Source organism: Paenibacillus sp. 1A_MP2, from assembly GCF_052244825.1.
Classification (GTDB): Bacteria; Bacillota; Bacilli; order Paenibacillales; family Paenibacillaceae; genus Paenibacillus; species Paenibacillus vandeheii.
Genome location: NZ_JBQQCS010000001.1, coordinates 2,423,068 through 2,436,674 on the forward strand (window position 1 = coordinate 2,423,068; position 13,607 = coordinate 2,436,674).

Here is a 13,607-nt window from a genome sequence, read left to right on the forward strand (position 1 = left end):
GAGGCGTAGTGGTGTACAAGGCGATTCGATCTGAATCTTTTGCTGCATGGGCGTTTATGGCACCGGGATTGTTGTGTCTGGCGGTTTTTACCTTTTGGCCGATTATTTACGGGATACCCCTCTCATTAACGGATTATTCTGTCATCTCGGAGACGCATTTTGTTGGTCTGGATAACTTCACCCGGGCCTTCCAAGATCACAATTTCCTGATATCGCTGTGGAACTCGCTGGTGTATGTACTGATTGTGCCGGTGATCCAAATCATCTCGATCCTCATGGCCATTCTGGTCAACAGCCGCATTCCGGGCGTCAAAATGTTCAGGGCAGCCTATTACATCCCTGTTGTAACCTCCATGGTTGCGGTGGCACTGATCTGGAGCTGGCTGTTGGGCAATAACGGAGTGGTCAATTATCTTCTGATGAAGGTTGGCATTCTCAGTGAGCAGGTCTCCTGGCTTTCCACGAGTAGTACGGCGCTGTATGTTCTGATGTTCATCACCATGTGGAAGGGTCTCGGCTATTACATGATGCTCTATCTGGCAGGACTCCAGAACATTCCGGCAGATCTGTACGAAGCAGCAAGGGTGGACGGAGCGGGACCACTGAGACTGATTGTTCATGTGACCCTCCCGCTACTGCGGCCGCATATTCTCTTTTGCACTGTAATTTCGGTGATGGGCGCCGTTCGTGTGTTCGATGAGGTCTATATTTTGACCAAGGGCGGGCCGGGAACGTCCACATTGACTTCAAGTGTTTATATTTTTCAAAAAGGGCTGGAGCAGTTCAATTTCGGTTATGCCTCGGCGCTTGGGCTGATCGTCAGTGTGATGATAGCAGCGCTCAGTGTGCTGGTGTTCCGGCTGAACCGGAAAGGCGGGGTGAATACCTATTGATGCGGAGTACGCTATCGTCTAAAAAAATGAAAAAAGGCCTTCGTTATTTGATCACTTACGTATTGCTGATCCTGCTTGCCCTGTTTATGATGGGCCCTTTTCTGTGGCTGCTCAGCGTATCGCTGATGCCTGGCCGTAATGTATTTGCGAATCCGCCGGCGATCCTCCCTACCTTCATCGCGTTCGATAACTACGTACAGGTGTGGGCGTTCATGGATTTTCCACGCTATATCATAAATACTGTGGTGATTACGCTCCTTGGAGTGGTATTCAACATCTTCTTGTCCTGCCTGACGGCGTATCCACTCGCAACCTTTCGGTTCAAGGGACGTAATCTGGTTTTCACGTTGCTCATCTCGACCATGATTATTCCGTCGGCGACGGCGATGATTGTGCATTATTTAACCATTCAGGCCTTTCATTTGGGCAATACGTTTCTTGGGGTTGTGCTTCCGGCTGCGGTGTCGGTATTTAACATCTTTCTGATGCGGCAAACGTTTCTGGGCATACCGACGGATATTCGGGATTCTGGCAAAATGGATGGGGCCTCTGAGTTCCGTATCTTCGTGCAGCTTGTCATGCCATTGGTGAAACCGGGGGTTGCCGTCATTGGCTTGCTTGAGGTTATGGCATTCTGGAACAATTTCCTGTGGCCGATTGTGGTGCTGGATGATCCGCAGAAATATCCGCTGGCTGCGGCCCTGACGTACCTGAACGGGCAGTTCTCGTATAACTTCGGCTGGATTGCCGCCGGGACTATGATCTCGGTGCTGCCGATTATCGTTGTGTTCCTGTTCACCCAAAAATATTATATGGAGGGCATTGCGGGTGCGATTAAAGGATAAGAAACACAGAAAGGGTGATGGCATCCATGCCGAAGCAGTTTAAGCTAACATTTATCCCGTTGGATGAGCGGCCTTGCAATTATGAGTTTCCTTATTTATTGGCGCAAGGAACGGAATTTACATTGGAGCGTCCTCCGCTTGGACTTATGGGTCTGAAAAAGCGTCCGGGCGATGTGGAGCAGTTGTGGACCTGGTTTGAGGAGAACTGTGCCGGGGCGGACGGAGCAGTCGTTGCACTGGATACGCTGCTCTATGGCGGGATCATTCCTTCCCGGCTGCACCAGCTGCAGCTGGATGAATTGACCGCCCGTCTGGAGCGGCTGCGGGGCATTAAGCAGCGGTATCCGCAGCTAACCCTGTATGCGTTTCAACTGATTATGCGCTGCCCGCAATATTCTCTGTCAGATGAGGAGCCGGATTATTACGCTGACTGGGGACGGGAGATTTTTCGCAAAGGTTTCATCAGCCATCGGCTGGAACTGGGGATGGCGACTGAAGAGGAGATCCGCGAGCTGGCTGATATCGATAACCGTCTACCAACGGAAGTGCTGGAAGATTACCTTGGACGCAGGGCGAAAAATATTGAAGCGAACAAGCAAGTGCTGGCCCTGGTGAAAGAGGGAATTATCGAGTTCATGATTGTGCCGCAGGATGATTCAGCGCCTTATGGACATACAGCCAAGGATCAGGAGAAGGTGCGAGCAAGTATTACCGCCCTTGATCTGGAACTTAAAGTGTATATGTATCCTGGTGCGGACGAAGTTGGCTGCGTATTACTCACCAGAATGATGAACAAGGCTTGTGGCAAGATGCCGTTGGTATATCCGCGATTATCATCTGTTCAGGGAGCGTTTGTTACCCCGCTGTTCGAGGACCGTTTTTTCTATGAGACGCTGAAATATCAGATTTTGGCCGCAGGTGGGCTGATTGTACCCAGTGCGACTGAAGCGGATCTGGTGCTGTTAATTAGCACACCGGGGGAAACGATGGCGGAGGCGGTGTCGCAGCAGCATTCTTTTTACAGCTATGATGTATACCGGAATCTGATGGAACTAGTTGAATATGGACATTTTCTACTGAGGAGCAAGGAGAAGCCAGTCGCTGTAGCGGATGTCGGATATGCCAATGGTGGGGATCAGAAGCTGGTCAAGATGCTGCGGCAAAAAGACATGTTATTTGATCTGGCTGGATATGCCGCCTGGAATACCAGCTCCAATTCGCTGGGAACCGTCATTTCACAGGCTATGATCTATCTGCTCTATGGTCGTACACAATCGCATCTTGATTTCCTTGCCCTCCGCTATGCTGAGGATGTCTGCTATTGTTCAGTCGTTCGGGGAGAACTTAGCAATGGCCCGGTGCAGGAGATGGGTTATGGCAAGTACTTACTGGATGGATCTCGTGGCCTTGTTGCCGCCCGAGTAGAGGAAAGGCTGCGTCAAGAGCTTGCTGTGCGGATCGATACTGCAGCAGGGAGTATCCAGATTACCGATTGTTATATGCCATGGAACCGGATGTTCGAAGTGGGCCTGTCTGTACGATTCGTACCATCCAACCCTAGTAAGGAAAGCAGAATATAAGAGAGAGGGTGAGAACCCTGACAAAGGTAGTGCTGGAGAAACTGTATTTGGGGCTGATTGTTTCATGCCAGGCGTTGGCTGACGAACCGCTGCATGGCGCGGCGATGATGGCCCGGATGGCTGCGGCTGCGGAGGAAGGTGGGGCCGCTGGCATCCGGGCCAACGGGGCAGCTGATGTGCGTGCAATCAAGCAGGCGGTTTCGCTGCCGGTTATTGGCATCGTGAAGCGCAATTACCCGGACTCTGCTGTATATATAACGCCAACCCTCAGAGAAATTGACGAGCTGCTGGAGGCCGGCGCAGATATCATTGCATTTGATGCGACCCGCCAGAACAGACCGGAAAATCATACATTGGAGCAAATCACCACTTATCTGAACGCAAGTGGGGCAACTTCCATGGCCGACATCTCCATTCTGGAGGAAGCTTTATACGCTGAATCGCTTGGAGTGAGCTGTGTTTCCACCACCCTATCAGGTTATACACCGTATTCCCGGCAGCAGGAAGGGCCCAATTTAGAGCTGCTGGAGATGTCTGCCCAGCAGTTGAAGATTCCGGTTATTGCCGAAGGACGGATCAGTCAGCCCTCTCAGGTGGAAGAGGCGTTTAATCTGGGGGCATACGCTGTTGTGGTAGGCTCTGCGATTACCCGGCCACAGCTGATCACCCGGCGGTTTGCAGCAGTGACCAGAAAAGTGAGGATGAAGAGTAATGGAAATGAACGACCGAATTAATACGTATTATCCTTCCATGACCAGATCCGAGCAGAAAGTGGCCCGTTGCGTACTGGAGAACCCGGATAATATCATCTATTTTTCTGTGACCGAGCTGGCTGATTTTGCCGGTACAGGAGAGACCACGGTCATGCGATTCTGCCGCAAAATCGGGTTCAAAGGTTACCAGGATTTCAAGCTAATGCTGGCCCAAGGGCTGCCGAAACGGCAATACCAGTCAGACGGAGAGCAGGGAGAGGACGATTACGCTGACCATCTCTATGCCTCGATGGTTGGTGTGCTGCAATCCAGCTTGGGTATGCTGGATCGGGAGCAGTTGGAGCAGGCGGTGAAGTGCCTGGATGGCGCACGTCATGTGCAATTTTTCGGTGTAGGCTCGTCAGGCATTACCGCTATGGATGCCAAGAATCGCTTTCTGCGCATCGGGCGGCGTGCGGAAGCGAATTCCGACAGTCATATCCAGTCCATGATGGCGGTAACGATGCGAGAAGGTGATGTGGCTTTTGGTATCAGCGTGTCCGGCAGCACGCTGGATACCAACGATATGCTGATGAAGGCCAAACAAAACGGGGCTAAGGTGATTGCCATGACCAACTATGCCAAATCTCCGATTGCTTCCATTGCGGATATCCTGCTCTTGACCGCCGGGAAGGAGTCTCCCCTTGAAGGCGGCTCTGTAGGCGCTAAAATCTCTCAGCTGTTCATTATTGACCTGCTCTGCCAGGGACTGGAGCGCCAGCATGGCGAAGAGACCAAAAAGATGAAGGAATTAACGGCGAGGGCGGTTATTGACCGTATTTATTGAAGTGTTGATGTGAATAGGGGGAGAGCAGATGGCGCAGGTCATTGGCGTGGATGTAGGAGGCACAGGCATCAAGGGGCTTGTGATCAATGAAGCCGGAGTTGTTCTGGCGGAGGCTACGTATGCAACAGAGGCCCGACTGGGGCGGAAGGCCATACTTGGTCAGCTCTGTGGGTTAGTAGGAGAACTGCTGTCTAGCTATGGAGAAGTGGAGGCACTGGGCATTGCCTCGGCGGGAAGGGTGAATGTGGAAACGGGAGAAGTGATCCACGCTACGAACAATTTACCTGGCTGGCAGGGAATGCCGCTAACCGAGTGGGCAACCGGGGAATTTGGCCTGCCTTCGACTGCCGATAACGACGCCAATGCTGCACTGCTCGGCGAGGCGTGGCTTGGTACTGGCCGCGGTAAGCAGAACCTGGTGATGCTGACTCTTGGAACCGGGGTCGGAGGGGCCAACATGGCATTTGGCAGGATGCTGCGGGGTGGAGACTGGCGTGGAGGCGATTGGGGACACAGCGTTCTGGTGCCTGAAGGTCGGCCCTGCAATTGTGGTAAACGCGGCTGTGTGGAGCAATATATTTCCGGTAGTGCACTGCTGCGGTTGGCGCGGGAACAGAAGGACAACATCTATACTCATGGTCGAGAGATTATGACCGCTGCAGGCCAGGGAGAAGCAGCGGCGCTGTACATTTTGGAGCGTTACATAGCTGATTTGGCTTTGGTTGTTGAGAATATCGCTGCCTCGGTAGATCCCGAAGTGATTATTCTTGGCGGCGGAGTGACCCAAGCCCAGGCTATATGGTGGCCGATGCTTACCGCTAAGCTATCCAGTGTCGGGTTAGCAGACCGGGTATCCGTAGCAGAACTCGGTAACTGGGCAGGCTGTTTCGGGGCGGCGCAGCTGGCATTGGAACGCCTGCGCGAGGAGGGAGTTGGCTGGTCTGGCGGAAGTGAAGGGGAGGAGACAAAGCATGAGAATTGAACAGGAGAAACGCAGTGACATCATCATTATTGGTGGAGGTCTTGGTGGGACGGCGGCTGCGCTGGCTGCAGCGAAGGCAGGGCAGAGGGTGCTTTTGACGGAAGAGACGGACTGGCTTGGCGGTCAATTAACCTCACAGGCAGTGCCGCCGGATGAGCACCGCTGGATTGAACAATCTGGCAGCACAGCATCGTACCGCGAGTTCCGCAGCAGGGTCAGAGATTACTATAAACGGAACTACCCGCTTACGGAGGCTGCCAAGAGCAATCCTGTCCTCAATCCCGGTAATGGCTGGGTGAGCCGCTTGGCGCATGAGCCGAAGGTCGCGCTTGCCGTTTTGCATGAAATGCTGGCCCCTTACGTGAATACCGGTCGGATCGAGGTGCTCTATCATACCGTGCCAGTTCATGTGGATACAGCAGGTGAGCGGGTGACAGGCGTGATTGTGCGTGAAGGGCGAAGCGGGAGATTGATTAAGCTCCAGGGTGCCTATTATCTGGATGCTACAGAATGCGGTGATCTGCTTCCCCTTGCGGGAGTAGAGTATGTAAGTGGAGCGGAATCTCGGCGGGATACGGGTGAGCCACATGCCCTGGATGAAGCGGACCCGCTAGACATGCAGTCGATTACCCATGTGGCGGCAGTAGATTATATGCCGGGTGGAGATTTCACGATCCCCCGTCCGAGGGATTATGATTACTGGCGACAGTATATTCCCTCGTTCTCGCTGTATCCGATCCTGAGCTGGTACGCTTCGGATGCCAAAGATACCTCCAAGCTGAAAGAGTTCACGATGTTCCCGAATGATCAAGGCATAACCTCCCTGTGGGATTATCGGCGGATCGTTGACCCGGCTATATGGACAGAGCCACTGAATGATGGTGAAGTTACGCTGCTCAACTGGGCACTGAACGATTATTACGCCGGGCCGATCATTGGCGTATCGCCGGAGGAACGCGAGCGGCATCTGGAAGCGGCGAGGCAACTAACTCTTTCCTTAGTATACTGGCTTCAGACAGCAGCTCCCCGCCTGGACGGCGGAAAGGGCTATCCGGGCGTAAGGCTGCGTGGAGATGTGCTCGGTACGGAAGACGGTCTCGCGAAAGCGCCGTATATTCGGGAATCACGGCGAATCCGAGGCGTATATACCATTACCGAGCAGGATGTGAGCAAGGAATTGCGCGGAGCAGAGGGAGCCAAACGTTACGAGGACAGTGTGGGGGTCGGCAGTTATCATCTGGATCTCCATCCAACAACCGTGAGCCAGCGGACTTTTTATATTCCGAACCATCCCTATGAGATTCCGTTGGGTGCACTCATCCCGGTGCGAGTCAAGAACTTGCTTCCGGCTTGCAAAAATATCTCCATGACCCAGATTGCGAACGGTTGTTACCGTCTGCATCCCACCGAATGGAATATTGGCGAGGCTGCCGGCACCCTTGCCGCTTATGCCATTGCACAGCAAGTAGAGCCCTCAGAGGTGAGGGCTTCGGCGAAGCATCTTCACGCCTATCTGGAACAGCTGATTCGCCAGGGTGTTCAGCTTCATTGGACAGATGCGGAGCTGGCAGGGGAGTGTTAGATAGACTTTTAAGAGAACGTTGCTACCTTCACAACACATAAGCACTAGAGATACCAAAGGGATAAAAAAATGATTCCTGTTCTGAACAGGAATCATTTTCTATAAGTCGATTAACTCTCTTTGTGCATCTGTTTTTACAATAGTGTCATTGCAGATGATCGTTCTCATCAACACTGCGATGATTATCCCATGGCCTGCTGTGGATCTTTCTTTTGTCCTACATAGATATTGGTACTTGGTTTGATGGCTTTGTATCGAATTTCAATCTCCGTGACACCATCTTCAAACGTAATATACAACTTTTCATTATACTCCAGAGCTTCTGTATGTCTGGGTTTCACTGGTGTTCGTCCCGAACGACTGTACAGTTCGTGTCATGCCTTACCAATAACGTTTCTTTTTTACCAGCTTCCAGCCAGATTCGTCCTGACTCTGGTACCTTAACCCCAATGTCCATTCGATCAAATAGTTCACTGAGACTTACTTTTCGTCGCTCCAATGAAGTCAGTGGCCAATTCGTTACGGGGATATCTTCTCCGTTCGCAGTAGCCAAGAAGTAGCCTTCCAGTCTTCCACGAAATACAGGTTTTGGTTTCAGCACGAACCAATATAGTGCGAAGATACCACCAGCTGCGAGGAGACCGAGTCCCGTATATAGGAGTACCTTTTCACGTAAAGAATGAATTTGCAACGGGATGTCTGCGGTTATACTGGCGCCTTCAGAATCCGTTGCGGTCACTTTGATGGATGAACTACCGGTGTGAAGCGAAGACCAGCGCAGTATATTGCCTTCAATGACAGCATCTCCGAGTTTGCGCTCATTACCACCTTCAGCGAGGGCATACGTTAATGGATCATTATTGGCATCCTTAAAGTACTTGCTTAGTTCAACCTCTGTATTGCTATTGTCTTTGGATAACACTATGGATTCCCCTGTTGCTACAGGGGCCTGATTCGTAATGTCTACTTCAACGGGAGTGATCTCCCGATAAAAGTCAGGACCATCAATTCGAAGACCCCATGTATATAGATCCGATTTTGGAAAAGTGTATTTTCCCGTAAATCCGCTGCCTGTATTGGTCAAAGGGATATGCTCTGTTTTTCCATCAGACGGGGTCACAATGAGTTCTGCTTCAAGTCCCTTGTAAACATTCAAATCCTGAATGGGTTTAGGGTCCACAGCCTGATCGTAGAGAGAGGCTTCAAATGTGATGCTTTTCCCCTTAATTGGCTGTTCCGTTGCCATATTTGCAACAGCAGACACGTTATAGTTACCGAGTAGGTTGATTTTCACCAGATCCCCGCTGCGCCCCTTGAATTTCAGTTTGAATTGTCCTTTGACCGGACGAATGATCTTCATTAGAGCATATTTATCAGATCGGATGAAGCTGACATTGCTGGACTGATAATAGAGCTGAGCTTCAGAGACAGCATGATCAGAGAGCATGATAATGTTGGCATCCGCCATGCTTGAATTGGGAATGTCCACCGTTACCTCCTGCATTGCCCCTGTTGCTGTTACTGCCGCCACAGATACAAGAACAGATTGAATCTGATCTGCAAAAATCCGGTTAAAAATTTCAGGCAAGTCGTCTGCACTTCCCGTGATAAAGGAAGATCCACCCGTCTCCTGAGCTATCCGCTCCAGTTCAGCGGGGTTAACCGTACCATCGCGGTTTAGTCCGACGGTATAGATTGGATAATTAGCTTTTTGAGCCATCTCAATCACCTTGTCTACATCTTTGGATGAATCAGCTGGTGTTCTGCTCGACGAGCCACGCAAATCCGTTTCCCCATCAGAGAGCAAAATCATAAATGGCTTTCGTTTGTCCGTCTGGGACTGTTCAAGCAAACTCGCACCTCGGCGTAAGCCAAGTCCAAGATCTGTATAGCCTGAGCGTTTTAAGCCATCAACACGACTACGAAGGTTATTTCGTGCCCCAGAGGATGATATATCCATTAGAAGTACGGATGAAGTGATTTGATCATTATAAGCTACGAATCCCAGTCGGGTCTTAGGTCCACTACTCATATCCATAAACATATGTATAACTTCTTCGGCGATGCGATCTTTGTCGGTCTCATTCATAGAGTAGCTAACATCCAGGACAAACATGGCATCGAGCCCTTCATACGCGTGGGTCTTGACAGATGATTCCGCGTAGATGCTGCCAATGTTCCCTGCTGGAATTAAAATGCTAATCACCAATAGGGAAAGCAGTATTTTTTTGCATTTAATTAATATCATGTGAGGCTTCGAATCTCCTTTCTGGTTTGAAAACTTCGCTACATTTTTTGGGAATATTAAATTTTTTTGAATAACTTTTGCTTAATCGCGATATAACGCCGTTATGCGTAGTTTTCATCAATTGAGAATAATGCAACACCGCATACTTTCAGTATTTTTACTCTTGGTTAGGGGAAAACCCCACTAGTCTTAAATCATTGAACTTCATCCAAATTATAGGATATTCTATATCATCGGCATGATTCGTAAGGAAGTGAAGCGAATTCCAAAAATTAGTTCTATAGGTATATCGAAGGTTATAAAATGAGCTTTTAGACCTATAGTGGGTATTATTGACAAAACATATCGCTGATGATTAAGATGAATTCCATAAATCTCCAAAGCAAACGGCATAATCTGGTACATAAGTTCCAGTCGTATGTTGACAGCTCGTTCTATTGGTCTTGTGTTTGCTGGGTGTAGTGATTCTCCTGAATCATGACCGAAGGCTGATAGAGACGTGCGGAGTGTCAAAAATTGATGGAGGGGGAAGCATTCGCCCAATGGATCATCATCTTGGCGGATGTTGCCTGAATGGACATTATTAATCAAACGAACCGAACGATGCTTTTTGAAGAAATTAATCCCGAGAAGTTGGACTTGATCACCATTGTCGGTGATGTTAAGGGCATCGACAGTCTGAGTGACGATAAGATCAAGGAGATTAACGAACATTTGCTTGTTCGTAGCTTCGATGAGTTCCTGGACAAGTTCTCACCTAGCGTGTACTCCTTTTTCAATGCGGTAAACCAGAAAGTCATGTATACGCTTAAAAAGCCGGAAGGTATCCCGGACGAAGCTATCTCGGAGATCAAGATCGACCATAGTAACGACTTTCTGAGAATGCTGTTCACCCTAATTGATACCAAACGCAGTCAAGGTATTACGAACGTTGATTTCAAGTTTGAAAATCTGCTCGATATGATCTCACCGAAGAAAGTCATGGATGACATTCGTCAGGTACGGAAGGAAATTCATTACATGTATGGCCAGCATGAGAAGCTGGATGACGGCGACCCGAAGAAGCTGGATATCGGAGATAAGCTGAACGTCATGTTTGAAGATGCAAGCCGCAACTACAACAATGTCATGGCCATGCTTCCTCTCGCCATTGAAGATATCAAGACCCGTTTGTTGCTGGGCCGTGCACAAGAAGAAACTTCTTCCGAGGCGATTCAGGTAGGGCAACTCACGATTGGTGAGAGCGGAGAATTGAAAATTATCGAAGCTCCGAAGAGTGATAACAACGAGCTGATGCTTCTCGATGAAGCAACAAGCACTGATTTGACGCAAGTATTTGCCGAAGATTATGACTCGCTCTCCGAGACACCTTCGCCGTATGTGCAGGATCTGGTGGTCCGCACATTCTGCCCGCTTCCTGCAGTTCAGTCTGAAGTGGATACAGCTATAGAAGTGCAGAACTACAACACATACCTGGAGTTTTACAAAAACGCCAAGGATGATTTTGTGAAAACCGTTAAACCGCTGGTCGAGAAAATCTTGGGTGTCAAAATGTTCTTTGACCAATATGCGATTAAAAACAAAGGCATGCTTCCTTCCATGCTTATCTCCAATGCCAAGCTGGATATGCTCGTCAAGAGCAGTAATATTCCGCGGCTTGAAACATATCTCAACACTGTCAATGCGAAGAATGATTTTACCGACACGATCTGGTTCGGTATCGTTCCTTCCGTAGAACTGGAAAATACAGGCCAAGTCAAAGTAAGTCGTGCCCGTTTCCGTGGTAATGAGAAAGTGGTTAAACAAGACGGAAATAGCATGGAATCTCTGGCAATGCTCCTTCAAGTCGTTAAGGATTACAAGGTGCAGGTGTTCTTCAGTTTCGAATCAGGAGAAGAAACCACGTTCAGCAGTATGGCTACCGCAGGCATCGATAAGTATATCGATAAATGTGCAGTGTTGACCCGCAAGGAATACAGCGAGTTTGCCATTCCGAGTGCTCCAAACTTCACGATTATTCCCAAGGAGAAATCGGGTGTCGTTATCGACAGTCGCATGCTTCAGACGGAGAATGGTGTGGAACTTTCCAAGGAGAAGGAAGACATCCTGAAACTGTGGATTGAAGGCGTATATGTTGGGGCTTCCTATGTATCTGCAGGGATTGTTGCTGCGTATCAGTGTCCGGAATACCTGAAAGGGGCTTTCAAAAACGTCAACCGTGATTATCCAGGTGTGCGTTTTGATATTGAGGCGGGGACAACAGCTTGCGTGTTGTAACAACGATGACCAAAGAAATTTCCGGATTTACAAATACCATTAAGGATTTGATTAACCGAAAAAACTTTGGATTTATTTTCTCATCCGAAAATGCCCAAATCCAGGATAGCGATATCAAGCGGATCACCGTCTATAAAGCAAGAAGCATGGCGATGTCCGAAGATGGTTTCGATTCCTTGTACAAAACACTTGTAAGTACTTACATTGAGCGTTTGCTCCGTTTCCAAACCGGTGATTTCAAACATGAAAATATCGTCAAATTCTTCAGCAACAATCCGAGCAGTCAGAAGAGCCGGTGGCTGGGAACTCGAGGGTCGATCAATTCGATCATTCAGGAAGGCGACGACATGAGCTTTATCATCGATGAGAAGAGCAACATGTGCCACATTGACCTGGTATTCAACGGCAACGTGAAGAATCTGGAGGTCATGATTACTAAAGGCACTAGTGCGATGAAAGTGTAAGGACCAGCCTTGGAACAAGTCTGACTATTAAATTTGATTCTTCAAACAACGTATTATAGACATTTATTTTGGTGTTAGAGGCAGATTTTATCGTCTTGCCTTTATACATATATTCCGGTGCCTCTCCCGAGATGGGGAGCATGCCGGGCACATTTTTCCTAATCTTAAGGAGGTTTTTATTAATGGGTTTTGTATTGAAAGTAGAAGGCGTAGAAACAATCGAATTGGGAATGGATAATATCCGTACAGTTGTGTATGACACGGATACTCCAGATGATTCCAACGCTAGATCCACAGATGTAGGCGCAACACTTCGCATCAGCGGCAAAATTATCACTGCAACCGATGGTGACAATGCAGATGACACAATGAAACTTGCTTTGTGGTCTCTCGTGCCTGCTGAAAAAGCGGATTGCTATCGCAAAGTAACCCTGGAAGTGGTTGCAGCAGATCAAGTGGTACGCAAAATTTACTTGCCTAACGCATTCGTTGTGGATTACACAGAACGTTTCGGCGATACCGAAGGCGTAGGTGAGTTCAGCCTGTTCATCAAACAGAAAAAAGACAAAACTGAATTCACTAAAATTGAGGGCGGCTTCCCTGTATAAAAGGGAACAACTGTTGTCTTGGGCCAGTTAGTTCTGGTCCGGAACAACGCTGTCATGTTAAGGGGCCCTGGCGCCCCTTAATCTTTATTTACGCCCGAATACGGCAGGGAGGCAGGAAAGAATACCATGAAAGATTATTATGCCGTGCTTGGTGTAGAACGTGAAGCTTCTCCGGAGCAGATCAAGAAAGCTTATCGCCAATTGGCGAAGAAATTTCACCCCGATGTCAATGGGGGAGACGTACAGGCAGAAGCGCGTTTCAAGCAAGTACATGAGGCATACAGTGCACTCGGAAATTCCGAGCTTAGAGCAGCGTATGATCAGCAGCTTCGCACTGGACGTAATACAGGTCAAGCGAAGGGATCAGCATCCGATACAGCCAGATCCAGTAAAGGCAATGCGAAGTCTGGGAGTGCAAATGCCGAGAAGGTATGGTCGGATCCGTCGCGGATGCAGGAACAGTTCGAACAATTTTTTGGCTATCACCCCAAAGGCAAGGAAAGTCCAAACGGTGGCAAAGCCGGTCCCAATAAAGGAATGGATATGTCCGCCATGTTTGACCGATATTTCGGAGTTCGAAAAAAGTAGA

The 13,607-nt window shown here is 49.1% G+C and carries 11 protein-coding genes and 1 pseudogene; 10 read left to right on the forward strand and 2 right to left on the reverse strand.

The genetic code is table 11. The annotated features are described in order from the left end of the window. The first annotated feature begins 11 nt into the window (after positions 1–11). Genes ACTWJ7_RS11840 through ACTWJ7_RS11870 form a run of 7 tightly spaced genes read left to right on the forward strand, consistent with a single transcriptional unit; the run spans position 12 to position 7,421 of the window. On the forward strand, positions 12–893 hold the full coding sequence (locus ACTWJ7_RS11840; protein WP_301878079.1) for a carbohydrate ABC transporter permease: 882 nt from the start codon (positions 12–14) through the stop codon (positions 891–893). After that, a complete protein-coding gene (locus ACTWJ7_RS11845; RefSeq protein ID WP_079349717.1) occupies positions 893–1,738 on the forward strand; it encodes a carbohydrate ABC transporter permease in 846 nt (281 codons plus the stop codon). Before ACTWJ7_RS11840 ends, ACTWJ7_RS11845 begins: the two co-directional genes overlap by 1 nt. A gap of 26 nt (positions 1,739–1,764) precedes the next feature. Next, positions 1,765–3,318, forward strand: coding sequence for a DUF4127 family protein (locus ACTWJ7_RS11850; protein WP_301878078.1), 1,554 nt, complete (start codon positions 1,765–1,767; stop codon positions 3,316–3,318). 17 nt (positions 3,319–3,335) lie between these two features. Beyond that, positions 3,336–4,052 carry an N-acetylmannosamine-6-phosphate 2-epimerase gene (locus ACTWJ7_RS11855; protein ID WP_301878437.1) on the forward strand — a complete coding sequence of 239 codons (717 nt, stop codon included), beginning with the start codon at positions 3,336–3,338 and terminating at the stop codon, positions 4,050–4,052. Next, positions 4,030–4,857, forward strand: coding sequence for a MurR/RpiR family transcriptional regulator (locus ACTWJ7_RS11860; protein WP_079349715.1), 828 nt, complete (start codon positions 4,030–4,032; stop codon positions 4,855–4,857). Before ACTWJ7_RS11855 ends, ACTWJ7_RS11860 begins: the two co-directional genes overlap by 23 nt. Positions 4,858–4,885: 28 nt before the next feature. After that, entirely contained in the window at positions 4,886–5,839 is a 954-nt protein-coding gene (locus ACTWJ7_RS11865; protein ID WP_301878077.1) for an ROK family protein, read from the forward strand. Further along, a complete protein-coding gene (locus tag ACTWJ7_RS11870; protein WP_301878076.1) occupies positions 5,829–7,421 on the forward strand; it encodes an FAD-dependent oxidoreductase in 1,593 nt (530 codons plus the stop codon). The genes ACTWJ7_RS11865 and ACTWJ7_RS11870 overlap by 11 nt, the downstream gene beginning before the upstream one ends. Before the next feature lie 182 nt (positions 7,422–7,603). Here the strand turns inward: ACTWJ7_RS11870 and ACTWJ7_RS11875 are convergent, their stop codons facing one another. Both ACTWJ7_RS11875 and ACTWJ7_RS11880 read right to left on the reverse strand, forming a co-directional pair. Continuing rightward, complete coding sequence (locus tag ACTWJ7_RS11875; RefSeq protein ID WP_443145477.1) at positions 7,604–7,762, reverse strand: hypothetical protein; 159 nt, start codon at positions 7,760–7,762, stop codon at positions 7,604–7,606. Continuing rightward, positions 7,759–9,669, reverse strand: coding sequence for a vWA domain-containing protein (locus ACTWJ7_RS11880; RefSeq protein ID WP_443145478.1), 1,911 nt, complete (start codon positions 9,667–9,669; stop codon positions 7,759–7,761). The genes ACTWJ7_RS11875 and ACTWJ7_RS11880 overlap by 4 nt, the downstream gene beginning before the upstream one ends. Positions 9,670–10,242: 573 nt before the next feature. Here ACTWJ7_RS11880 and ACTWJ7_RS11885 point away from each other — a divergent pair. The 3 genes and pseudogenes from ACTWJ7_RS11885 (at position 10,243) to ACTWJ7_RS11895 (ending at position 13,606) form a co-directional block, all read left to right on the forward strand. Continuing rightward, a pseudogene (locus ACTWJ7_RS11885) lies at positions 10,243–12,410 on the forward strand (transcriptional regulator). Positions 12,411–12,592: 182 nt separating this feature from the next. After that, positions 12,593–13,018, forward strand: a complete 426-nt coding sequence (locus ACTWJ7_RS11890; protein ID WP_301878074.1) for a membrane-associated protease 1 — start codon at positions 12,593–12,595, stop codon at positions 13,016–13,018. Between the two features lie 126 nt (positions 13,019–13,144). Next, positions 13,145–13,606: a J domain-containing protein gene (locus ACTWJ7_RS11895; RefSeq protein ID WP_301878073.1), complete on the forward strand. Its 462-nt coding sequence runs from the start codon at positions 13,145–13,147 to the stop codon at positions 13,604–13,606. The last annotated feature ends 1 nt before the right edge of the window (position 13,607 follow it).

Bases quoted from the DNA above. Each gene is read 5' to 3' on its own strand.
- ACTWJ7_RS11845 (WP_079349717.1), top strand. From the start codon at position 893: ATGCGGAGTACGCTATCGTCTAAAAAAATGAAAAAAGGCCTTCGTTAT.
- ACTWJ7_RS11850 (WP_301878078.1), top strand. From the start codon at position 1,765: ATGCCGAAGCAGTTTAAGCTAACATTTATCCCGTTGGATGAGCGGCCT.
- ACTWJ7_RS11860 (WP_079349715.1), top strand. From the start codon at position 4,030: ATGGAAATGAACGACCGAATTAATACGTATTATCCTTCCATGACCAGA.
- ACTWJ7_RS11865 (WP_301878077.1), top strand. From the start codon at position 4,886: ATGGCGCAGGTCATTGGCGTGGATGTAGGAGGCACAGGCATCAAGGGG.
- ACTWJ7_RS11870 (WP_301878076.1), top strand. From the start codon at position 5,829: ATGAGAATTGAACAGGAGAAACGCAGTGACATCATCATTATTGGTGGA.
- ACTWJ7_RS11880 (WP_443145478.1), bottom strand. From the start codon at position 9,669: ATGATATTAATTAAATGCAAAAAAATACTGCTTTCCCTATTGGTGATT.
- ACTWJ7_RS11890 (WP_301878074.1), top strand. From the start codon at position 12,593: ATGGGTTTTGTATTGAAAGTAGAAGGCGTAGAAACAATCGAATTGGGA.
- ACTWJ7_RS11895 (WP_301878073.1), top strand. From the start codon at position 13,145: ATGAAAGATTATTATGCCGTGCTTGGTGTAGAACGTGAAGCTTCTCCG.